General features: G+C 47.6%; 15 protein-coding genes. 11 read left to right on the top strand and 4 right to left on the bottom strand.

Annotated elements, in window-relative coordinates; translation table 11 throughout:
- The first annotated feature begins 151 nt into the window (after positions 1–151).
- The 4 genes from WBG78_RS07835 to WBG78_RS07850 all read left to right on the top strand — a co-directional run bounded on the left by WBG78_RS07835 (position 152) and on the right by WBG78_RS07850 (position 7,535).
- A complete protein-coding gene (locus tag WBG78_RS07835) occupies positions 152–925 on the top strand; it encodes a hypothetical protein (RefSeq protein WP_337325846.1) in 774 nt (257 codons plus the stop codon).
- 115 nt (positions 926–1,040) lie between these two features.
- Positions 1,041–3,407, top strand: a complete 2,367-nt coding sequence (locus WBG78_RS07840; protein ID WP_337325847.1) for an ABC transporter permease — start codon at positions 1,041–1,043, stop codon at positions 3,405–3,407.
- 288 nt (positions 3,408–3,695) lie between these two features.
- The gene (locus WBG78_RS07845; protein ID WP_337325848.1) at positions 3,696–7,010 is read left to right on the top strand and encodes a glycosyl hydrolase; all 3,315 of its coding nucleotides are present in this window, start codon (positions 3,696–3,698) and stop codon (positions 7,008–7,010) included.
- Between the two features lie 42 nt (positions 7,011–7,052).
- The gene (locus tag WBG78_RS07850; RefSeq protein ID WP_337325849.1) at positions 7,053–7,535 is read left to right on the top strand and encodes a hypothetical protein; all 483 of its coding nucleotides are present in this window, start codon (positions 7,053–7,055) and stop codon (positions 7,533–7,535) included.
- 111 nt (positions 7,536–7,646) lie between these two features.
- Here WBG78_RS07850 and WBG78_RS07855 read toward each other — a convergent pair whose 3' ends face one another.
- A complete protein-coding gene (locus WBG78_RS07855; protein ID WP_337325850.1) occupies positions 7,647–8,663 on the bottom strand; it encodes a hypothetical protein in 1,017 nt (338 codons plus the stop codon).
- A gap of 513 nt (positions 8,664–9,176) precedes the next feature.
- Here WBG78_RS07855 and WBG78_RS07860 point away from each other — a divergent pair.
- The 7 genes from WBG78_RS07860 to WBG78_RS07890 all read left to right on the top strand — a co-directional run bounded on the left by WBG78_RS07860 (position 9,177) and on the right by WBG78_RS07890 (position 17,418).
- Entirely contained in the window at positions 9,177–10,295 is a 1,119-nt protein-coding gene (locus WBG78_RS07860; protein WP_337325851.1) for a WD40/YVTN/BNR-like repeat-containing protein, read from the top strand.
- A gap of 215 nt (positions 10,296–10,510) precedes the next feature.
- Positions 10,511–10,852, top strand: a complete 342-nt coding sequence (locus WBG78_RS07865) for a PadR family transcriptional regulator (protein ID WP_337325852.1) — start codon at positions 10,511–10,513, stop codon at positions 10,850–10,852.
- 2 nt (positions 10,853–10,854) lie between these two features.
- Entirely contained in the window at positions 10,855–13,485 is a 2,631-nt protein-coding gene (locus WBG78_RS07870) for an ABC transporter permease (protein ID WP_337325853.1), read from the top strand.
- A 316-nt stretch (positions 13,486–13,801) separates the two neighbouring features.
- Positions 13,802–14,674: a DUF6929 family protein gene (locus WBG78_RS07875; RefSeq protein WP_337325854.1), complete on the top strand. Its 873-nt coding sequence runs from the start codon at positions 13,802–13,804 to the stop codon at positions 14,672–14,674.
- Between the two features lie 57 nt (positions 14,675–14,731).
- Positions 14,732–15,484 (top strand): DUF1835 domain-containing protein, encoded by a 753-nt coding sequence (locus tag WBG78_RS07880; RefSeq protein ID WP_337325855.1) that lies wholly within the window; start codon positions 14,732–14,734, stop codon positions 15,482–15,484.
- 105 nt (positions 15,485–15,589) lie between these two features.
- Positions 15,590–16,447, top strand: a complete 858-nt coding sequence (locus WBG78_RS07885) for an SDR family NAD(P)-dependent oxidoreductase (protein WP_337325856.1) — start codon at positions 15,590–15,592, stop codon at positions 16,445–16,447.
- A gap of 50 nt (positions 16,448–16,497) precedes the next feature.
- On the top strand, positions 16,498–17,418 hold the full coding sequence (locus WBG78_RS07890) for a helix-turn-helix domain-containing protein (RefSeq protein ID WP_337325857.1): 921 nt from the start codon (positions 16,498–16,500) through the stop codon (positions 17,416–17,418).
- Positions 17,419–17,508: 90 nt separating this feature from the next.
- Here the strand turns inward: WBG78_RS07890 and WBG78_RS07895 are convergent, their stop codons facing one another.
- The 3 genes from WBG78_RS07895 to WBG78_RS07905 form a co-directional block, all read right to left on the bottom strand.
- Positions 17,509–18,762 (bottom strand): YdcF family protein, encoded by a 1,254-nt coding sequence (locus WBG78_RS07895; protein ID WP_337325858.1) that lies wholly within the window; start codon positions 18,760–18,762, stop codon positions 17,509–17,511.
- 167 nt (positions 18,763–18,929) lie between these two features.
- Positions 18,930–20,462 (bottom strand): RagB/SusD family nutrient uptake outer membrane protein, encoded by a 1,533-nt coding sequence (locus tag WBG78_RS07900; protein WP_337325859.1) that lies wholly within the window; start codon positions 20,460–20,462, stop codon positions 18,930–18,932.
- 14 nt (positions 20,463–20,476) lie between these two features.
- Positions 20,477–23,773 (bottom strand): SusC/RagA family TonB-linked outer membrane protein, encoded by a 3,297-nt coding sequence (locus WBG78_RS07905; RefSeq protein WP_337325860.1) that lies wholly within the window; start codon positions 23,771–23,773, stop codon positions 20,477–20,479.
- Positions 23,774–23,846: the final 73 nt, after the last annotated feature.

The following is a 23,846-nucleotide window of genomic DNA, read 5'->3' on the forward strand; positions in this document are numbered from 1 at the left end:
GTACAAAAGAAAGTTACGTCAACCTTTTCCATAGACAGTGAAAGACGCGCGAAGGATGCACACTTGCTGGACTTTGTTGGCTTTTGCCTGGCTTTTGTCCGTGCATTCCAGCCTCGCCACAACTTCTTTACGAATGTTAAATCACAATCACATGAATACATACCTTACCATCGGTCGCGTTTTTTTCGGAGTCGGCATAGCGGGACTCGGAATCATGCACTTCTTTTTCCCCGGAATCCGCCCAATTATTCTTCCCGAACTAACAGACATTCCGCCAGGCCTTTCATTTATCGGATACGCAACCGGTCTGATGCTGACAGCGTCGGGTGTGCTGATAACAATCGGAAGGAAGTTTAATACCCTGTCGCTGGTGATGGGAGTGGTGTTTGCCGGACTATTCGTCTTCGGGCATTTGCCGTGGTCTTTAACTAGTGGCTCTTTCAATAATTACTGGGTCGACACCAATAAAATGATCGCCCTGGCTGGCGGGTTCCTGGTGATCTCCACAATCAATTCACCACCATACAATAACAATAACAGGCTGATGCAATGGCTGGAAAGGCTGGCCCCGCTTGGCAAATATCTTTTCGCAATCATGCTATACAATTTCGCGATCGGTCATTACAACAACCTGCAAGGGATCAGCAACATCGTTCCAAAGTATATTCCGTTTCCGCAATTCTGGACCTATATCGGCGGCGTTGCACTGATGGGTTCCGCGATCAGTATTTTCAGCGGATTCAAAGTAAGGACGATCATGCTGCTGCTATCCTTAAATCTTTTCATCTGGTTGCTGATGCTTCACCTGTATTACACGATCCTCTATCCGGAATGGAACGAGGGTGGAAACTTCGTTGGCTCGCTCACTTGTATGTGTTTCTGTGGGACAGCTTTGGCTATTTCTCAGGAGAAGACAAAAACATAACTGTCCACCAACGGCCGCTTATGTTCAAATGTGGGATGGGCTTCTTACACAATGCCGTAAAATTGCTCATTACGAAGCGTTATCTTGGAACGATATTTTCATTGTCCCTGCCAACATGATTCGAAGCTACTTCCTCGTTGCCTGGCGATCCATTGTGCGCCATAGATTGTTCTCATTTATCAACGTGTTTGGTCTGAGTCTGAGCATTGCCCTGGGACTTGTGATTATGCGACATGTTATTGGCGTCTTGCGCTTTGAAACATTCAATCCCAACCGGCATGACATTTACAGGTTACTATCACACATACAATCCGGCGAAAAGGGCAACTGGACACTGGCGAGCACTCCGCTACCTCTTAAAGAATCACTCGAGGGCCAGTTAGGCATTGAAAGAGTTGTTCGCCTGTACCCTTCAGTAACAGAGGAGGCCTCAGCAGCGGGGAAAAGAATAACCGTATCCACTGCCTTTACAGGCCCTTCATTTCTGTCGACAATGGGGTTGTCTTTACAATCTGGTGTTAATGAAGCAGCGCTCTCTGAAGCGAGGTCAGCCATTATTTCCGGCGAAACGGCAAAGAAGTTTTTTGGCGACATCGATCCGGTAGGCCAGACGTTAACCTTCGAAACATTGGGATCTTTTATCGTATCGGGTGTAATCAAACAGCCGGACTACGGTACGCATATTCGATTTGACGTTTTCCTGTCAGAAGCCACAATTGCAATGCTGGAGAACGTCCATTTGCTACCGCAAAATCTTACTAGCTGGAACACATTTCAATCGGCGTACACTTACGTATTGCTCGGCCCGAACGCACATATCTCGCAGCTGAACTCAGTCCTGGAATCCATTGGCAAGAAAATCAATAGCTCTTCAAACAACGGAACACTATCATTTGAGACTCAGCCGCTGACATCGGTCTCTCCTGGTTCGGATGAAATTGGGAACGATATAGGATCTCCAACCACCTGGGGAAAACTGATGGCGGAAATTGCAGTCGGACTGGTTATCGTAGTTGCAGCCTGCTTTAACTATACAAACCTTACGCTGGCACGGTCACTATCACGAACCAAAGAAATTGGCGTCCGGAAAATTAATGGCGCAAGCCGAAAGCAGGTATTTACACAACAAATAGCCGAAGCACTTTTGGTTTCATACCTGGCGCTGGGATTTGCACTGATCATTGAAAGCCTGTTATACGACGCTGCCATCTTTAGCTCACCTGAAGATCCGTTGGATGTGACCGAAATTATTTTTGTTGTAACGTTTACAACCTTCGTGGGAGTCCTGGGTGGATTACTGCCGGCACTGATACTCTCATCATTTAAGGCAATAGAAATGTTGCGTAAGCTGACGACTGAGAAAATCATGGGTTCCATGTCGTTGAGGAAAGGCTTGATCGTTTTCCAGTTCTGCATCTCGCTGATCGTACTGATTTTTATGATGGTCTTTCACTCGCAGTTTTCATTTATGGAAAGCGTTGACCCGGGCTTCAGGATGGACGACGTGCTCAGCGTAGCGACAAACAGAAAAGATTATGTTGCTCTGAAGTCGGAATTTGTGAGGATTAATGGAGTAAAGGCTGTCGCCGCCGCGTCTGATAACTTTGGAGGTCACGCAACGGGTAGGGTACAGGTAAACGTCAGAGAAAAATCTCCGTTTACTATAAATTACTTCTTCGTCGACGAAGGTATTGTCGAAGTTTCGAATTTGAAGATCTTATCCGGAAGAAATTTCGACGTCATCGAACCCGTTGCTGAACGTGAAATAATTGTGAACGAGGCAGCCGTTAATCTTTTTGGAATAAGGGATATTCAGCAGGCTGTCGGCGAGCGGGTCGTGCTCGACGATTCGATAAAGGTTACGATCTCGGCCGTGATAAAGAATTTTTACAGTGAAGGCGTGGGAATTTCCTATCGGCCACTCGTGCTGAGACATCGGATGAATTCAAATAGAGTCGTCAACCTTGTGGTCGACAAACAGGCGCGGGCAAACACAGAGACCAGTGTCAGGCAAATACTTAAACGTATTTCACCAGAAGCGGTACCGGATATCTTTTGGTTAAAGGAACGACATCAGCAACGATACGGAGAGATGGGATCGGTCAGCATGCTTGGCGTGATTACTTTTATGGCCATTTCAATTACTTGTCTGGGACTGCTGGGTCTGGTGGTTTATAACGTAGAGACCAGACGAAAGGAAATCAGTATCAGAAAAGTAATCGGAGCTAGTGTTCGTCATCTGTTATATATTTTGTCAAAGGGATTTGCATCGTTGCTCATCATTGCCGGAGGAATTGCTATTCCTATCGCCTGGATAGGATCGGAGCTGTTCCTGATGAACTTTGCCAATCGCATTCAGCTCGGCGTGCTGATTCCATTGCTGTCCTTCGCCGGACTTTTTCTGCTCGGGTTATCGATTATTATGTCTCAGGTCTTGAGAACGGCCCTGGAAAACCCGGTAGAGAATCTTGCTAACGAGTAATTGATCCGGTAGTAATTGATCCCGTAGCAATTGATCCCGTAGGGATCACAGATCATTAGCACAGATTGTTTTCGATATTCCCGCGCTTCGCGCTGACGTCAACGATGAAACACAATTCATCCCCGACGCGCAAAGCACGCAACGAGATCGATCGATATTTATTCCCCCGCGCAGCACGGATCAGGACAGTTTTGCTCATGCAGTTCGGAATCTTGTTCATGGAATCGGAAGTAAAACTCTTCCGAAACCATTAGACACAAAGGGCACTTACTCACAACCATTTCATAAATGAGCCTCCCGCTTCGACCAACACCTCTTCGGTATCTGCTATGTATTTATGCGATCTTTCTCTTTGCTGACGCGCATAGTCAGACCGTAAATCAACAGTCATTGATCGATGGATTTGTCAGTCCGCCATCCACGGCGAGACCTCGCGTATGGTGGCATTGGATGAATGGCAACATCACGAAGGATGGTATCAGAAAAGATCTCTCCTGGTTGAAGCAGATCGGCGTGGCAGGAGCACAGAATTTTGATGCAAGCCTCGCCACACCTCAGATTGTTAAAGACAGGCTCACATTCATGACGCCGGCCTGGAAAGACGCATTTCGTTACGCCGTTAAAGTTGCCGATTCGCTCCAGCTGGAATTGGCGATTGCCGGATCGCCTGGATGGAGCGTGACGGGCGGACCCTGGGTCAAGCCGGCGGACGGCATGAAGAAGTACGTGTGGACGGAAACCTACGTACACGGTGGTAAAACATTCAATAATAAATTGCCGGAGCCATCACACACGACCGGCAAAATTCAAAATTATGAAGCTACTGCTTCTACTATCCTCGGTGGATCAGGTGGACCACTTCCAACGTTTTATGAAGATGCTGCAGTGATCGCGTTCAAACTAACAGCCAATGACAAACTCATAACCAGTTTGAATCCGAAGATCACTTCGAGTGGTGGCTCGTTTTCTTTGCAGGATCTCACTGATGGCAATCTGATAAATAGTCACGAGCTGCCGCCGGGTAAGGACGGCGAGGAAATCTGGATTCAATACACGTTTGATACGCCACAAACCGTGAAGGCATTTACGGTGTCAGGTGCTTATCACATGCCTCTCGAAGATTTCCGTGGCGGACCTTTAAACCGCTCACTTCAGGCAAGTGATGATGGCGTTAATTTCAAAGAAGTGGCTAAGGTGTCTGGGAGCATCGTCTCACAAAATACGGTGAGCATCCAGCCGACAACGTCAAAGTATTTTCGGTTGGTGTATAAAACGCTGATGAGCGCTCCCAACCCGTTTGCTGCCATGATGGGTGGCACAACAACTCCTCCGAAACCGGAAGGGGTACAGGTTTCTGAATTTGTTATATATCTGACAGACCGGATTGATCAGTTCGAAGACAAAGCAGGTTTTTCCCCCTGGAAGGAAAATGGTATGATCAATACCGCTAACTATTCCGACAAAGAGAACATCATGGTAGTAACTGATCTTACGGGCAAAATGAAAAGCGATGGTACACTGACGTGGGACGCTCCTCCGGGCAACTGGTGTATACTGAGATTCGGATACTCGTTGACCGGCCGCCAAAATCATCCGGCCTCACCTGAGGCAACGGGACTGGAGGTTGACAAGCTGGATAAGCCAGCGGTGACACGTTACATGGAGACGTATCTGGACATGTACAAGGACGCTTCCGGCGGCATGATGGGAACGAAAGGACTAACCCATATGGTGCTCGATAGTTATGAAGCGGGTCACATGACCTGGACTAAAACATTACCAGAGGAATTCAAAAAGAGACGCGGCTATGATATCACGACATGGCTACCGGTCTTAACAGGCAGAGTAGTGAAGAGCGGTGCTGAGAGCGAAAAGTTTCTTTGGGATTTTAGAAAAACCATCGGTGAATTAATTGCTCAAAATCATTACGATGCCATAGGAGACATACTTCATAGTCGCGGCATGAAACGGTATACGGAGTCACACGAAGACAAACGTATTTACCTCGCCGATGGGATGGACGTAAAACGCAATGCCGATATTCCTATGTCGGCTATGTGGACACCGGGAAGTCTCGCAGAAGGTCCCGATGAAGAGGTGAGAAGTCGTGCTGACATTCGGGAATCAGCATCGGTCGCGCACATCTACGGACAAAATATTGTAGCAGCGGAGTCTCTAACGGCAATCAGGAACACATTTGGCTATTCACCCGAACAATTGAAGCGGACCGCCGACATGGAGCTGGCGTCAGGCGTCAATCGCTTCATCATACACACTTCGGTGCATCAACCGCTGGATGATAAACAACCGGGACTAGGGCTCGGTCCCTTCGGACAATGGTTCACACGCCATGAGACCTGGGCCGGACAAGCGAAGCCATGGATCGACTACCTGTCGCGAAGTTCGCAGATGCTGCAGCAGGGCAAATGCGTTGCCGATATACTTTACTACTATGGCGAGAATAACAACATCACGCAGCTTTGCAGCGAAAAGTTACCCGTTATCCCGCGTGGGTATGAGTTTGATTTTGTAAACGCCACGGCGCTCAAAGAAGTTATTGTTGTTAAGGAAGGAAAACTGGTGACCCCGTCGGGAATGACTTACAACGTGCTGGCCCTCGACCCGAGCGCCAGGCTGATGACGCTTCCCATATTAAAGAAGGTCCGCGACCTGGCTAGGGCCGGCGTGAGCGTGATAGGAGCGAAGCCGGTTGGCTCGCCCAGCCTGTCCGATAGCGATGCCGATTTTCAGTCGATGGCTGCGGAGGTGTGGTCTCTTCCCAATGTTTCGTCCGGGCCCATAGAGCAGACGTTGCAGCGGTTAAAAATTCCCCAGGATGTAATTGTTGATGGGGCATCATCAGAAGTTTTGTACGTCCACCGGCGCACGGCCGACCAGGAAATCTATTGGCTCAATAGCCGGAGCGCACAACCCACCACTGCAACCCTCAGCTTTCGGGTTACAGGAAAAGAACCTGAACTGTGGAATCCAATGACGGGAGAAACTTCCAAAGTTTCCTATGAGATCAAAGACGGACGTACAGTGGTACCGTTGAGGTTTGAGTCATGGGATGCGATGTTTATTGTCTTCGGTGCACCAACTACCAGCCTGTCTTACAAAAAGCCGGAAGTAAAGGAACGTCACAGCATCGAAGTCAATGGAAGCTGGCAGGTCAGCTTCCCAGCCGGCAAAGGAGCACCTGCAAAGGCCGAGTTAAAGGACCTGAAGTCACTTACAGATAATAATGATCCCGGAATCAAATATTTCTCAGGCACTGCAACCTACAAGACCACCTTTGTTTCTCCTGAGGCTGGTGGCGGATACATCGATCTTGGTGATGTAAAGAATATAGCAGAAGTGTTGGTGAACGGTAAGTCGCAGGGGATCGCGTGGAAGACGCCCTTTTCTTTACGAATTAAGGATCTTAAGAAGGGTGAAAACACGCTCGAGATCCGGGTAACCAATCTATGGGTTAACCGTTTGATCGGTGACGCACAGCCCGGCGCCACAAAGACTACCTACACAACGATGCCGTTCTATCGTCCGGACAGTCCGTTGTTACCTTCTGGTCTGTTGGGTCCGGTGAGGGTGAGGCTCTTTTAAAATTGAGCTTAATGTCGTATATTCATCTTTGCCGTTTTGCCTATGAACAATACCTCAAAATCTATTGCGCGAACAAACTATTTCGAGCAGACAAAAACATGGACATTTCGATGTCTTCAGTTTTCGATAGCGGTATTTGTATTGTACCTCGTTGATTTGCACGAAATGCAAAACGGGTTTAACCTTTTACTTGTATGTATCATTCCACTTCTACTTTTCTTCATCGGCTTGCCAGTTGACGATCTTGCCCTGGATCAAAGTGGAATGCATTTCATAAAGCGGTCATTGTTCTCAATTCTCAATAGCACGAAAACTTATCCAATCAACTCAATCAAGCGTGTCGGATTCTCGTCTCTATCCCGTGCACCAAGCGTTTTTGGTTTATTGGTGCCTGCCCCAGGCATCTACCGGCTTGAATTCACTTTTCAGGACAACTCGTCGAAGAGTGAAGATGTATTCATTGTTAAGAAAGACCTGCTGGAGATCATTGCTCAGTTCCGTAGCCTCCAAACGTCGATGAATTAAAGTCGCGGATGGTCACGCGCTAATCATTCCTTCACGAAGGTAGTGAGCTGACCGACCGCGCCTGTTTACCGAGTCGTTCCCAACTTATAACTGGCTGAAGATTTCCGCAGCTCAGATTTCTTTAACCCGGTAAAATTCAATCATTAGCTCGTTATCTGGAAAGTTTGTGAATGCTTGCAACCTGAATTTTCCAGGTTGAATAGGTATGCAAAGCTTCAGCGTTTCATCAAAAAATACATAAACAGCAGAGTTTAGTTTTTCTATAACGATCCGACGGCCACAACCTGTTCTTTGATACTCGTCCTTCGTAAAGGTATTATGTTCTGGAGTTTTAAATTGGTTTAGCATTATAGTCTCATGCCTTGTTGCGGGATGGCCGGGCCACGCATGGATGTAGGAGAACTCAAGAGAGTACTCGTTGATTTGCAAGGAGAGGTAGCCATTGGGCCCGATATCTGGCAAATCAAGGACGGCCCTCCAGGTCGACGTTTGCAAAAACATTAAGCTATCTGGCAAGTGAACTCTATTGCCTTTCAACGGAACGGACGACAGCAATTCACAGGCAGCAGCTGGCGGATGGTCAGGATTGAACCAGGCCGGGACATTCTTCGATTTTGAAAACAACTCATTCAGATAGTAGTCTCGCCAATCCCGGTTGACCACATTTATCATGCACACCTTATCGCTTTCTCGCATCCAACTCTTGCACTCACCAGTTGACAGGCGCTCGTTATCATGATGCCGTCCAATGAGACAATGAGCAAGCTCATGAAAGAGTAGCATTTCCTTTGCCTGAATTGAAACAAGCTTCCATGCCAAAGCGTCTAGTGTAACAAGTTTCGGGCGGTCATTTGGCCTGCAACTTCCTCCTTTGGTACCTAACTCTCCAAAGACGACCTTCAGCTCTTCGCGGGAAGTATTTAAAACTATTCCGCGCTTAAGCGCCTCCAGCTTGAAGACATTAATTAACGAGTCAACCTGATATGGAATTTCTTGCTCCGAAGCAATTGGACTGCTGCACCGAGAGGAAGGCAGAAGACTTATGCACAACAGCAGTTTAAAGGTCATCCCAGCCAAATGACTCCTCAGGGGATTTCCTTTAAAAGGGCTTTGATTACTCTTCTTCATCTAAGATTGATTGGCTTCCTGGCGAATCATGCTGCCCATGAGCACATTCTCAGTATCATACTCATGCTTTTTTGTGGAAGTATCTCAAGCTATCCTGGTACTTCAGTGCCCGAATCATACTGACAAGTTGCCAAGTATTAACAGAACAATTCTTACCCCCAATAGTCCACTATTCATAACCTAAATACCTCAACAGTCTTTTGTAAAACATGTTCAGACTTAAAGATAGCAATTGCCTTCAACGGTAAAAACTTTCTACATGCACATACAGTGGCTTGAAAAGACTGGTATTGGCCAGGGTAAAGAATCTTCAGAAGGAGAGTAAGCTACTTCCCGGAGTCGTAAACTGATGACGATAACGACGGGCACATGGCGTTTAAGATTTTGTGAAAGCGCACCGCTGCCAGCCCCCAATCTTTTTACAAATCGTTAACATCGTTTTACAATCGTATTACAAAACTGATCCGATGCACCGATATTTTTGTTCTGCCGGCTCACCAAAAGCTGAAAACTATGCATCTACATCATCTGACATTTCTACCTTTTTTGCTGATCTTCTTTTCAGGTGAACCCACCCCGGAAAATTCGCGGGTAACACCGGCAAAGGATGTAAAATCAAGCACAGCAAGCCATTCGGATAAACCTAATGCCACGCCCGCAGCAACGAACCTTATGTACCAATCTATGGACGGAGGAAAGACGTGGCAGGACATCAGTTATACTTTGCCTGAAAATGAAGAGCCGGCACTTTTCGCCGGCGAGTCTGGTCTCTATCTCCGTTATAACGATAAGCTGTATTACAGCAAAAGCAATCTTAAAACTCCTGTTTGGGAAAAAGAGAACGATGTTGATCCGCAATACACCGGAGATCATCCCTTTGATGGTTCAGTTGCCTTCAATCCTTCTGGCGTCACTGCGTTCGGTTGGAATGTGCAGGTTTATCAAAAGATGAACCCTGCAGAGGGAGAAGTGTGGTCGCCGGTATATCCAGGTTTTCGGGAGGTAATGAGTGAGAGTAGACGCAACTGGATCGGAACCGTTTTTGAAACATCTGATGGTACAATACTCGTGGGTGGCGGAGGCGGACTTTACAAATCAGCCGACAAAGGAAAAGGCTGGAAACATGTTATGGAGCACGGCTGGGTTTCAAATTTGGTGGAATCGGAAGGCGTGCTTATAGCAACAAGTTCAGGTGGCATTATTCGTTCCACCGACAACGGTGAACATTGGTATTGGGCGATCAGAGAAGGTGGTGTTGGTATCGCAGTAGAACGTATCGATGGTGGGTTTGCCACTATATCCTACAACACAAAAACCAAATCGAGAAGTATACATGTCTCGTTTGACACCGGGAAGACATGGAACCGCATTGATGCGGGTCTTCTACCTTCGCCCAACATTTCATCCATCAAACAAATTGGAAACTATCTAATAGTTGGTCATCCGGATGGCATATTCAGGTCATCTGACATGGGTAGAACGTGGGTTAAGGTTCACGGCAGCGTTGACAATTCAATGACAGCATCGATTATGCCTTTGACTATTGGCTCTTCAAATCAAAATCCGAGAGTGTTTGCTATCTATGTTTCCGGAAATGTAGTTTACGCTGTTGCGAGACGTGCCGGATGCTGATTACGGGTCGGCTTTTTATTAACTGTTATTTCAGCTGACTTTTTTCACCTGTTTGAAAACGGACGTTCCTGTTCGTAATCGAAAGACCACTCATTAAGAAAGGAAGAACAAAAGCCCCAATTTCAGGCGAATTAGGGCTTTTTAAGAGTGGCAAGCCATTTGTCATACAGAAACGGAAGTAATACTGTCATCCCACAATTAGTTCCGTTAAACCTATGAGAAGAAGCGACCTTGGAGAGTTTGAAGAAGTGGTGCTGCTTGCCGTTGCCGTGCTCACCCCGCAGGCATACAGTGTAGTCATCGCCGAAGAACTCGAACAACAAACGGGTAAGACCATCACCACCGGAGCAGTTCATGCTGCCCTGCAACGACTCGAACAGAAAGGGCTCGTCTCCTCACAGATGGGCGACGCTACCGCCGAGCGTGGCGGGCGGCGAAAACGAATCTTCACCGTGACGATTGCCGGTAGTCGTGTTCTGCGTGAAGCCCGCGACGTGAGGAATAACTTATGGGACCGCATCGCTCCTCATTCATTGCCCAACGTAAACATCGCATAGCTATGTCGTTGAATACGCCAGGCCCTCAGCCTCCCCGTTGGTTGGATCGTTTGATCACGAAGTACTGTCCGCCGCACTTGCTGGAAGAAGTCCTCGGTGATCTGCATGAACGATACAGTATGCGCGTTCAACGAGACGGCGAACCAAAAGCCAGGAGACAGTATAGCTGGGAGGTGCTTCGGTATCTCCGGACGGTAGTGTTTCAACGGCAACCTTCTCCATTCACCCAACCAGCCCTTACCGACATGCTACGCAACAATTTCAAAATCGCAAGACGAAGTCTCTATCGGAACAAAACATATTCATTAATAAACGTTACGGGACTGGGGCTGGGTCTGGCTTGTGCTATCCTCATTTTCGCCATCGTGAAGCATCATTTGAGCTTTGACACGTTCCATACGAAGAAGGACCGTATCTATCGCATCACTACGGAGTTTCATCAGGATGGAGTGACTGTTGAAGCCAACGTGCCACAACCCATGGGCAAGGCGTTCAGCAACGACTACACGTTTGCCGAGAAGGTAGCGATGGTGTTTAGTGATGACGAAACGCTCGTTTCTATCCCGTCATCCGAAGACAACCGACGATTTGAAGAGCATGTCGCTTATGCAGAAGGAGCTTTCTTTGATATCATGGACTTTCCATTGGTCGAGGGCAGCAAAGATTCTCTGCTTGCACAACCCAATACTGCCATCATCACTCAGCGCGTAGCCCGGAAGTTTTTTGGAGAGGAGAATCCTATCAATCAGGTGGTTCGCGTTAGTAACAAGTGGGACTATAAAGTAGTCGGTGTCCTCAAGGATATGCCTGTCAATACGGACCGCACCGATGAGATCTATCTTTCGTATAGAAACCTTAAAGATTACAGCAACTGGCTGGCTGGCGACAGCTGGACCGGACTTGCCGGAGGAATGAACTGTTTTATTCTGTTGAAGCCAAACATCACAGCGTCCGACGTCGATAAAGTGTTTCCCGCACTATCGGAAAAGTATTATGATGAACGCGACGCAAAGATGTTCCAGTTTAAACTTCAGCATCTTTCCGACTTCCATTTCAATACGGAGATGGGAGGCTATATATCAAAGGGAAATCTGTGGGCGCTGGCATTGATTGGCCTCTTCCTGATTGTTACCGCGTGTGTGAACTTTACAAATTTGGCGACTGCTCAGGCGCTTAAGAGGTCCAAAGAGATCGGAGTGCGAAAGGTATTGGGAAGTCAGCGCAGCCAGGTCTTCTGGCAGTTCATGACGGAGACGATTACGATTACAGCCATGGCGCTCGTGACGGGTTATGCGATTGCTCAACTCGCCATACCCTACGTGATCAGCCTGCTCAAACTTCCTCCTGGATTCGATAACATTCTTCAAGACACTGAGCTGCTGATCTTTCTGCCTGTTCTGCTCCTGGTCGTGACGTTCTTCGCGGGTTTCTATCCTGCGCTAGTGCTGGCAGGATTTCAACCCGTGCTCGCCTTAAAAGGGAAACTGTCGCAAAAACACACAGGTGGCTTTACAATGAGAAGAGGATTGGTCGTCGGGCAGTTCGCCATCTCTCAGTTGCTGATCATCGGAACTATCGTAATTGCAAGTCAGATGCGTTATGCCAGGCAAGCTGACATGGGATTCACGAAAGATGCCATAGTGATGTTTCCTGTACCTGAACGCGAGACGGCAGTCATCAATTCACTTCGTAATGAACTATCGCGCATTGCGGGTATAGAGGCCGTTACGTTTTGCAGTCGTGCCCCGGCGTCGGTCAACTGGGCCAGCGTAAGTTTCGGTTTCGATTCACGGCCTGAGAAGGAGACTTTCGATATTGTTGTGAAGGCCGCAGACGATCAGTACGTACCAACGTTCAACCTGCAGGTCATCGCGGGACGCAACATCGACCATTCTGATACCGTGCGCGATTTTCTCATCAACGAAACAGCAGTAACGAAGCTCGGTTTAAAGACTCCTGACGACGCCCTCGGAAAGAAGATTGAGATTGGCCTCAATAATCGCAAGGGAATTGTCGTAGGAGTAGTTAAAGATTTTCACAACCAGTCGTTTCATGAGGCAATTGAGCCGCTTTGTATCGTGTCGTCGAATGAATGGTATTCCGATTTCGCAGTTAAGTTAAATGCGGCAAGGTTGCCGTCTTCTATAGAGGCAATCGGCGACTTATGGAAGAGAACTTTCCCGGAGCAGGTATATGAATACGAGTTCCTTGATGATCAGATCGGCAGGTTTTATGAAATGGATAGCATGATCCTGCGTCTCATACAGGTGTCTGCTGCCATTGCCATTTTCATTTGCTGCCTCGGTCTGTACGGACTCGTGTCGTTCATGGCCGCGCAAAAAACAAAGGAAGTAGGTGTGCGCAAGGTGCTAGGGGCAAGCGCACAGAGTATCCTGTGGCTGTTTGGTCGTGAATTTACGCGGTTGATCATCGTGGCTTTCATGTTAGCCGCCCCGTTGGCCTGGTGGCTGATGAACAATTGGCTGGCAAACTTCCAGTATCGGATTGAGATCGGAACGGAAATTTTCGCCACGGCTATTGTGACGACCTTTGCCGTTGCCATGATCACAGTCGGCTACCAGACAATCAAAGCTGCGTTGGCCAATCCGGTGGATAGTTTGAGGAACGAGTAGGTGCTGGCATTTGGCATTCGATCCCGTTAATTGAGCATTTGATCCCGTTAGGGATCATTGATTAATAGCACTGAGCGATGTTTTATCGCTGTGCGCGACGCGTAGGATCTTCAATGAAATGCATTTTCTCGCCGCGCGCAACGCACGCAATCCCATCGATCGAATTGTTCTGATATTCTGCAGACTAATGATATCAGCTTTCGACCACAAAACCTCATAGTTCTTGCCCCCAATGCTAAGCGATTAATCCCTATCTTTAGTCGTGATGACTTTTTATAACAACCTTTTAGTCTCAATCCTAATCAACATTTCAGCATTGCAATTCGAACTTATCCGTTCTCATTCCTTCCCTGATTTTTCATCCGCTTCTTCGATTCTCTTTGATAACAATAAGCTCTATCTTGTGGGAGACGATGCCAGCGACATTCTGGTGCTGGATAAGGAGTATCGTGAGATTGATCGGATAAAAATGTTTGACTATCCCGGCGATCGGATTCCTAAGAGCGAAAAGACCGATCTGGAGGCCTCAGTCATGATGAATATCAATAATGAAACTCATTTGATGGCCTTTGGATCAGCTTCCGACGTGAAACGGAAGGTCATCATCACATTGCCTGCAGATGGATCCAAAAGACCGACGATCATTGACTATAGTGTTTTTGTTCGACGCCTCCGGGAAAGGGGAATAGAACAAGTCAATATAGAGGGAGCCACGCTGATTGGAGATCGTTTGTCGCTCATTAACCGTGGAAATAATTCGTACAGGAAGAATCACCTGATCACAACCACTAAGGATTTTTGGAAGAACCAGGAAGAATGTTCAATAGTGGTTGCGGAAATAGTACTTCCAAACAATGAAGAGCTCTTTAAAGGCGCTTCTGAGATCCATTTTGTTCCTTCAGAAGATCTGTTGCTGTTTACCTTCACAACCGAAGCGACATCCAACCCGATTGATGATGGTACGATTGGTGACAGTTACATCGGCTGGATTATATCGCCATCAAACAATCCAATGAACAAGTTAACTACCATGGTGAATTTGTCCGACGTTCATCCTGACTTTAAAGGTCAGAAGATAGAAGGTGTCTGCGCAGAGGCGTCGGAAGACGACAAACTGCTGCTGCATCTGGTTGCAGACAACGATTCCGGCGGAACTAAGATTTTTAAGGTTGTCGTGAAATCGAAGTGACAGGGCAGGGCAGGGATTACGCCCGGGCTATCTGGTGGTAACGCTAACATTACGGTTATGATCTACAATGTTTTGAATGGTGACTCGCTCGCTTACAGTTTCCCGGAAGCGGAGATTGAAGGTGAATTAATCGTTATAAGAGAAGCGCTAATTGATGGAGATTTGTCTGGCGACGAACTGCGGGACTTCTGGCATTCCAGAGCTAAGTATTTGAAAGTAACTGACAATGAGTATAAGGATAAGATTGTAGATGAATTCAATAAGATAATAAATTCGCCCGACGACTCTGTATTCAATCTTTGGTTTGAGTATGACTTGTTCTGTCAGGTAAACATGTGGTTTGTTATTTCAATCATCAAAAGTGTGCCGGCCAGGAAGAAAGTTTATGTGGTTTATTCTTCCTACCTGAACAGGGATAGCAAACACTTCTGGAATGGTTTCGGACCAGCGAACTCAGATCAGCTTAAGGTCAGTTATGCTGATAGAATTATTCTAAGTGATGCTGACTTACAATTGGCGCAGGAACTATGGGCTGCCTATAAAGATAACAAGACTGATGCATTAATCCGGCTTGCAAAAAATCAATCTGTTGCATTCCCGTATCTGCGGGAAGTCGTAAAGGCACATGTTGACCGTTTCCCAAAAGACGGCACAAAAGGAAGGCCTGAAAAAGTTATTGAGGACATCACAGTTAATATCTCTACGGATTTTAATAAGGTGTTCAGAGAATTCTGGAGTCGTGAAAGCATTTATGGTTTCGGCGACACACAATTAAAAAGCCTGTATGATAAAGTGATGCGAGAGCGCTAGGAGGCTCCTCAAATCCGGGTTTCGGCTACGAAAAGCCTTCATTTGCCTACATCCCAATAATCTCATCCATAGACCTTTGTTCTGTTAACAAACAATAACAGAACAATGGCACATCAAAAAGAAACCAATAAGGTATGGTTTATCACGGGCACTTCGAGAGGATTCGGACGCGTATGGACCGAGGCCGTACTTAAGCGCGGAGATAAAGTTGCTGCTACGGCACGCAATCCCGAAAGCCTTGCAGAGCTCAGGGAACAGTATAAAGATAATCTGCTGACACTTCAACTCGACGTCACGAAACTGGACCAGGTTAAAAATGCAGTGGCCCAGGCACATGCCTACTTTGGAAGACTCGACATCGTTATTAACAATGCCGCCTATTCACTGGTTGGCACGATCGAAGAATCGACGGCCGATGATGTTCGCGCAATGTATGAAACGAATATTTTCGGGACACTCGCGGTTATTCAGGCTGTATTACCCATCATGCGCAAACAGGGCAATGGGCATATTCTGGGTGTATCAAGTAATCTTGGCCATGTAACATTGCCTGTCATCGGGTATTACAGTTCGTCCAAGTGGGCATTCGAAGCTATTCATGAAAGTCTTGCACTGGAGGTAAAGCAGTTTGGTATTAAGGTGACGATCATAGAACCAGGTGCATACGCAACAGAGTTTGGTAGTGCGCAGTCATTGAAGTTTGCAGCCGGAATGGAGATCTACAACGATTATAAGGCTGAATTCTTTGACACCTTAAAGAACCTTGAACGCGGCGATCCGAAGGCGACACCACAGTCACTCTTTAAAGTTGTCGATGCGGAGAATCCTCCGCTGCGATTCTTCCTGGGAAGTCATTCACTCCCGGGCGTTCGCTCGGCGTATGCTGAACGCCTGGCAACTTGGGAAGCCTGGGAATCAGCCTCGAATGCTGCACAGGGAACTGTTGCCGAACGTTATCATTGAGAATGCTGTTTTGGTAAAACAAAAGGACGAATAACCATTATCACAACCGGATGAAAAAGGAAGAAAATCCTCCGCTCAAATTTGAATCGATATCTGATGCTCACGAGGTCTTTGGCTTGCCAAAACCGAAGCATCCGCTGATCACGGTTATCAATGGTGCGCATAACCAGGTCGATATGCATGGATTTCGCCAGAACCATGTGTTAAGCTTTTATAAGATCTCATATAAGCCGAAACTTAGTGGCAAACTAAAATACGGCCAAAGCTATTACGACTTTGATGGCGGCGGTTTGTTATTCGCCGCACCTGGACAGATTATCGGAAGCAATGACAACGACGGCAGTGTTTGCTCCGCATATACCCTGTTGATTCATCCGGACTTCCTGTTAGGCTCTCCGTTGTCCAAGGAAATCAGAAAATATGGCTTCTTCTCATACTCTGCCAATGAAACATTGCATTTGTCGGATGACGAAAGAGATACGGTTATCTCTATCTTCAGAATGATCGAAACCGAACTAAACAGTCGTATCGATGAATTCAGTCAGCATGTAGTGATCGCGCAACTTGAGCTCCTGTTAAATTATTCCAACCGCTTTTATAAACGACAATTCATTACACGGAAAGCTGTTAACAATGAATTGCTCGGGAAACTGGAGTTGTTGTTGGATGACTATTTCAGCAATGAGGCCGCCGTCGACGGTGGCCTGCCAACCGTAGGATATCTTGCGGACCAACTGAATCTCACACCGGGCTATTTGAGCGACATGCTTCGTTCCCTTACCGGACAAAGCGCGCAGCAACATATCCACGACAAGCTGATCGAAAAGGCAAAGGAAAAATTATCAACTACCAGCTTGTCGGTAAGTGAAGTCGCCTACGGACTGGGCTTTGAACACGCGCAGTCTTTCAGCAAGTTATTCAAAACAAAAACGAATCTGTCACCACTGGAATTCCGAAGAAGCTTCAATTAATTATGGCGAGACATCCTTTTACATTTTACATTCAGAGTTTTACATTTTGCGGTTAATTCACCACCTCAACTACGCACAAACAGTCCTTACCTACGGATCAAGCGGATCATAGGGGTCCATATGCAAACTCTCCATCATAGGATAGAACTCAATCACATGATTGCTTAATTGCTTCTTGCGCGTATACGGCACATATCCGAGCTCGCGCTTGTTGCGGGCATCAAACGCATCCGCAGCTGAGTATTTCGTCTGCGACATCGACGTAACGAACAGCGAGGGCCCGTCGATAGGAATGCCATATCTCACCATCAATCTAATGCTGTTACGGATATTGGTCGTCGTATGTCTTGCCTGTGGTTCTACGATGATCGCGCTGGCGGGAATGTCATACTTCTCCATCAGGTACTTCTTCATTTCAACAGCCTCGTTATATGGTCCCTGAAACGGATAGCAATATCCTCCCGTCGGAATGATAAACGGTGCATCGCCTGCCAGGTACCGGCGCGCGGCTACATCGCAGTGTATTTTTCCATCAGGACTTACGGGAGTTGTTGATAACGAAGGTCCCGCTCCGGGTAGCACAATGACTGCGTAGCGGTATTTCTTCCAGTCGGTTTTCTTAATCTGATCAAAGGCCATTTTGTTGATGCCCTTCTCCAAAGGCTCGAGACGTGCAGGCTCATCGCGATCATTCGCCTGCATGAGCTGCATGGCCACGGCCAGCGACGGTTTATAGAATACATCGAAACCCGCATTGACCTCGTCCAGCGAAGCCATAATATCTTTCAAAACTATCCGATAAACGCGAGAGGTCACCACATAGCTAACGGAGTCGATATGCGGATAGCGCATTCTCTTTCCTAAACCATATTGGTTAACGATATAGTCCATGCCATAGAAACACTGGTTCCACGCCTTAGCAAGCAGCACACTATTGGACATCCCTGCAAAGCGCTGATAATAGCCGGATGGCCGTAGATGACCGTCAATTACTTTATCGAATGCCTTCTTGTTGGCGAGATACACCTGACCCAATTCTTTTGCCAGCGCGGCAGTGTCATCCTTCCAGATGAAGTCACTCACGAGAGTGACAGGCAATGAGCAGGTATCCGTAACATGTGCTTTCAGGATGTTCAATTTCTTCTGCAGGAAACCTTTAAGCAACGCATTGTCAGAGAGTATCGACTTTACCTCAGGCGCCTTATCAATCACCGCAAGAAGGTAGAAGTTCTTGTCAACGGTAAGGTCACCTGACGAGACACGTTGATAGTTTTTGTCGTATCCCTGTCCTGCAAGGTGAAAGAACACGAATACGGAAAAGGCGATGGTGTATAAATATTTCAAGATTGGATATTAAAAGACCAGATGTAATGGGTGATACTATTCTGAAAGCATCAGCACTAATGCTGACGTGTTATAACGTTTATGAAGATCAGAGGGCACAGATAGATCCATCCCTCTGATCATTCAATGTCTGTTATCGACTTGCAATTGCGTGCCTTATAGACGTGCTAGTATCCGGGGTTCTGATACATCTTCTCGGGATCAAGCTTATATTCATCAAACGGTATCGGATAATAGATATCCTTCGTGCCTACATTGTGCAGATCTGAGATTCCGTAGTCAGCCTGCTTCTTGCTGGTGATATAGTTGACGAACTCCTGGGGATTGGAACCGAAGGTGCGCAGCAAATCAAACAGGCGGTGATTTTCAAAAGCAAGCTCAACTCTGCGCTCATGAAGTATGGCCGCACGCAGGGTGTTGTACTTGTCATGATAAGCGGCATTTGCGTTCGAGGTGGCATAGTCAGGGAGTCCCGCGCGCTTGCGGGCCTGATCGAGATAGCCAATAGCCTCGGCTTGATTGCCTATCCTTTCGTTTACTTCGGCAAGCAACAGGATGATGTCTGCAAAGCGCATCAGGATAAAATCGTTTCCTCCCCAGCCGTTGGTTCCCGCAGTGCTGCTGGCATCACGGTACTTGGTGATAAACCATGCCTGTGCTTTGGCGTTGTTTGCAAACTTGATGGAAAGGTCTTTGCGGATGTCGCCGGTCTCGTAGTCATTCACGAGATCAGGATTAACATAGGTACCCTGACCAGCAGCCGGCTTCAGCGAGTTGATCGTTTCACCGATGGATTGATTCCGTGCAGCGACGTTTGAAAAGTAGTTCTGATCGCCTTGTTTGTAAACAATCTGAAAGATGATCTCGGGACACGTATTCTTTTTCGTAACATCGAATACATCTGCGTATGGTACATCCGATAGTTGTCCGAATGTACGCATTGCATATGCGGCTTCCAGATAAGTCTTTGCACTGGCCAGGTTATCTGAGTTGCCGCTCGACAGTACTTCAGCCATCGTAAGATATACCTGTCCGAGCAGGCCGTTGATGGCCGCCTTGCACGCACGCCCTTTACCAGATGCCGCCTGCAGGTTGGGAATTGTAGAGTTTAGTGCTTCCTTAAGATCGGCAACGATCTGGTTATACACCTGTTCCTTCGGCGAACGGTAAGTACTCTCGACAATTTGATCGTAAGAGACGAGGTTTTCAGTTACCAATGGAACATCACCCCATTTACGCACCAGGTGAAAGTAGGTGAGGGCCCGAAGGAACAACGCTTCAGACTTATAGATAGCGCGGTTTGCTTCGTTCGAAAACTTGATCGCGGGATCGTCGATGTACGACAACACATAGTTGGCGCGTGACACTGAAACGTACAACGCACTCCAGTGAGTCTTCAGATAAGTGTTGCTTGGCAGCAGTGAGAAGTTCGTGAACTGGAACGGCTCGCCGGCGTTCGATTGATTGTCGAGACGACCTGCATTGTCAGAGCGCTCTTCACTGAAAAGATCACTCGTCTCACCGAGACAGTTGTTGCTTCTGATGGCATTGTAAATGCCCGCCACCGCATTGTTTACATCCGTCTCGGAGGCGAAGTAGCTGTCGCTGGGTATGGCATTCGGGTTGGGGACATCCAGGTAATCACTGCAGGAGGAAACCAGCAACGCCAGGGCTATAAGTTGTATTGCTATCTTTTTCATTGCTTCAGACTGTTTTAGAATTGAACTCTTACACCTGCGTTAAAAGACCTCATCAGCGGATACTTCCCGTAGTCCACACCGGGTGTAAGGTTCGCGCCATTGTTATAATCGACTTCCGGATTATATCCTCTGTACTTCTGGAAGGTGTAGAGGTTATCAGTGGATACATAGAAACGGATGTTTGCTATTGTGTTATTGGTAATCGCGGCCGTATTCCAGTTGTAGCCAAGAGTTACATTGGTAATTCTGAGGAACGATCCGTCGTTCAGATAGAAAGTTGAAAGACGCGTGCTGTTACTTTGAGTACCTCCGCGCGCGGCGCGGTAGATGTCTCCGTTGCCCGGATCGTCGGGAGTGCGGAACCGTTCGTCTACTACAGCATACTGGTTTCCTGAACCTTCCATGTTCAGGTTGTAATAGTTTTGCCCGTCGAGTACTTTGTTTCCCTGCACGCCATTGGCAGAAGCAGAGATGTCGAAGTTCTTGTAACGCGCAGAAAGATTAAGCGCATAGATAAATTTCGGATATGGGTTGCCGATCACCGTCTTGTCATTGTCGTTAACAATGCCATTGCCATCGGTATCTTCGAAGTAAAGGTCACCGGGTTGAACCTTGGTGCTCTGAGCAGCCGAAGGCGCATGACCGGTACCAGCATTCATAGCGTCGGCCTCCTCTTGCGTCTGCACCATGCCTGCAACCTTAAATCCATAGAACATACCGATAGGTTGTCCCTCTTGCGTAATGTGCGTCAGGTAAGAACGCTCGGCACCGTTGGTGATAATGGTCGATGCTCCGCCGAGATCAAGTACTTCATTTCGGTTTACCGAGAAGTTTCCACTGGCTTTAACCTCGTAGTCTTTCGCTGAAGCGATCACACCGTCCAACTGGATATCAAAACCACGGTTGTTGATTCGTGAATCAGGCAGGTTAGTCAGCATGGTTGTAGAGCCTGACACCGCGGTAATCGGCCTCGAGAACAGCAGGTTGAACGTATAGCTGTCGTACCAGTTCGCGATCAGTGACAAACGACCATCGAAAAGGCCGAGGTCAATACCGACGTTCGTCTGTGATGTTGATTCCCATCCAAGGGTATTGTCGCGAAAGGCACCGGGATAAGTTGCCGTAACAACACTATTGCCGATCACGACGCCGGTCTTACCCATAACCTGCTGATAGTTGTAGGCACCAATTCCGTTGTTCCCGCTCCGGCCCCAGCTCGCACGTAGCTTCAGTGTGCTACGCTCGCCAAACAGACTCTTGTAGAACTGTTCATCGGATGCAGTCCATCCGCCTGATACTGATGGAAAGTATGCCCAGCGGTTTTCAGGTCCGAACAGCGAGCTGCCATCACCGCGGAACGTTGCCGTGATGTGGTAGCGATCCAGATAGCTTACGTTAACACGACCGAAAGCTGATGCCATGGCATACTCGGTAATTCCGGTACCATTGGTGCTGCTCACATAAGGATTACGTGTGAAGTTGCTGGGGTCAGCACCGCCACCGAATACATAAGGCACTTTGTCATCGGTGAATCCATTCGCCGTTACATCCATCACATCTATCTTATGTGATTGCGTCGATGCACCGATAACTCCGCTGAGACCGAACGCATTGATCTTTTTGTTGTAGTTCAGCGTAAACTCCGTGAGGTAATCCCTTTCATCCGTTCTCACGTTACGCGCATTCGCTGCGGTGATGGCCTGCGGTGAATAAGGCGCAAATGTACCTGAGGTAATGCTCGTTGGACGATAATACTCCCAGTTATCAGTGTAGTTGTAAGTACCAAAAGATAGTTTGGCTACCAATGGATCAATGATTTTGTACTGGCCATAAACATTATAGGTCGCACGCGTGGTCTCGCGGTAGTTCTTTACCTGCTGCACGTACGCTACGGGATTTTCGATGTCGCTTTGGAAAGCGTAATCTGCCGATTGCGACGACATTCCATATTGTGTTGGAGTGCCATCATCGTTGTATGCTCTCAGGAACGGAAGATAAATCATCGCCGCCATAACAGGACTCTGCTGAAAGCGTCCTTCCGTAACCTCCCTGGATTCAGTATCGGTATACGCAAGACTTGCACCAACCGCGATTTTCTTAGATAAGTCGATGTCGACATTCGAACGAAGGTTATATTTTTTCAACCCAGTGTTCCGCACAATTCCCTGCTGGTCCTGAAATCCTCCCGATACCGCATAGCGCACACCATCACGGCCACCAATCACACTAAGATTGTGACGATTGTTGATACCGTTGCGATACAGCTCGTCCTGCCAGTCGGTGTCGAACTCAGGTTCCTTGATAGTGCCTGAAGCAAAATCGTACATGTACTCGGGGATCCTGATGGTGTTGGCGTTGGTGTTATTCGTATACGCTGTTCGGGTAGCGTTATCGTCATGCACCATGTTGTCGTTCCACGGTTTGCCCTGTGAGGTAACAAGGTCTTTATAGGTTTTGTTGTGTGCATCCACAAACAGGTTATAAAACTGGTGTGCGTTCAGCAGATCAACTTTGCGCGACAGCTGGTTCACACCAAACTGGTAATCATAGGTAACGGTGGGCTTGCCTTCTTTTCCTCTCTTCGTAGTGATGAGAATAACACCGCCCGATGCGCGTGACCCGTAGATGGCCGCCGATGCCGCATCCTTTAATACCTCGATAGACTCAACATCTTCCATGTTAATAAAGAGGTCACCATTCTGCGGATAGCCGTCGATCACGTATAGAGGATCGGAGCTCGCATTGATAGAACTGGTACCACGCACCCGGATCTTGGTACTCTTATAGGGAGCACCCGTTACCTGTGAGATCTGTACACCGGCAACCTTACCGACGAGTGCCTGCCCAACGGTCGGGGTAGTGCGGTTGAGTTCGCTCGCCTTTACGCTGGCGATCGCTCCGGTGACGTCGCTTTTGCGCATCGTCTGGTATCCCACGACCACAACTTCTTCGAGTGACGTTGCATCGTTTTCAAGTGCCACATTGAAAGTCGTATTGGCGCCAATCGCCAGCTCAACTGTCTTATAGCCAAGAAAAGAGACCACAAGCGTCGTAGCGTTGTCCGCAACGGTCAGGCTGAACGCGCCTTCCGCATCGGTAATCGTTCCCAACGTTGTTCCTTTGATTTGTACCGTAGCGCCCGGCAGCGGTTCGCCGGTCGATGCCTCAGTGATTTTACCGGATACTTCCTTCTGTTGCTGATTAAAGTCAGGAGAACCAGCAACAGCCACGTTGGCCGACAGGCAACACCATACGCCCAGGAACAGGCATAGGGTAGCGTTAATAAATTTGCGAGTAGATGTTTTATTCATGCCCAGAGTTTGTTTGTAGATTCATTCAATAGCGCTTAGATGTTTTGTATTTCGGGGCGAAATTGAAAAAATC

The organism is Chryseolinea sp. T2 (assembly GCF_037203685.1).
Classification (GTDB): Bacteria; Bacteroidota; Bacteroidia; order Cytophagales; family Cyclobacteriaceae; genus Chryseolinea.

What these genes read in the sequence shown, in the direction of transcription:
- WBG78_RS07835 (WP_337325846.1), top strand. Translation starts at nt 152, where the DNA reads ATGAATACATACCTTACCATCGGTCGCGTTTTTTTCGGAGTCGGCATA.
- WBG78_RS07840 (WP_337325847.1), top strand. Translation starts at nt 1,041, where the DNA reads ATGATTCGAAGCTACTTCCTCGTTGCCTGGCGATCCATTGTGCGCCAT.
- WBG78_RS07845 (WP_337325848.1), top strand. Translation starts at nt 3,696, where the DNA reads ATGAGCCTCCCGCTTCGACCAACACCTCTTCGGTATCTGCTATGTATT.
- WBG78_RS07850 (WP_337325849.1), top strand. Translation starts at nt 7,053, where the DNA reads ATGAACAATACCTCAAAATCTATTGCGCGAACAAACTATTTCGAGCAG.
- WBG78_RS07855 (WP_337325850.1), bottom strand. Translation starts at nt 8,663, where the DNA reads ATGAAGAAGAGTAATCAAAGCCCTTTTAAAGGAAATCCCCTGAGGAGT.
- WBG78_RS07860 (WP_337325851.1), top strand. Translation starts at nt 9,177, where the DNA reads ATGCATCTACATCATCTGACATTTCTACCTTTTTTGCTGATCTTCTTT.
- WBG78_RS07865 (WP_337325852.1), top strand. Translation starts at nt 10,511, where the DNA reads ATGAGAAGAAGCGACCTTGGAGAGTTTGAAGAAGTGGTGCTGCTTGCC.
- WBG78_RS07870 (WP_337325853.1), top strand. Translation starts at nt 10,855, where the DNA reads ATGTCGTTGAATACGCCAGGCCCTCAGCCTCCCCGTTGGTTGGATCGT.
- WBG78_RS07880 (WP_337325855.1), top strand. Translation starts at nt 14,732, where the DNA reads ATGATCTACAATGTTTTGAATGGTGACTCGCTCGCTTACAGTTTCCCG.
- WBG78_RS07885 (WP_337325856.1), top strand. Translation starts at nt 15,590, where the DNA reads ATGGCACATCAAAAAGAAACCAATAAGGTATGGTTTATCACGGGCACT.
- WBG78_RS07890 (WP_337325857.1), top strand. Translation starts at nt 16,498, where the DNA reads ATGAAAAAGGAAGAAAATCCTCCGCTCAAATTTGAATCGATATCTGAT.
- WBG78_RS07900 (WP_337325859.1), bottom strand. Translation starts at nt 20,462, where the DNA reads ATGAAAAAGATAGCAATACAACTTATAGCCCTGGCGTTGCTGGTTTCC.
- WBG78_RS07905 (WP_337325860.1), bottom strand. Translation starts at nt 23,773, where the DNA reads ATGAATAAAACATCTACTCGCAAATTTATTAACGCTACCCTATGCCTG.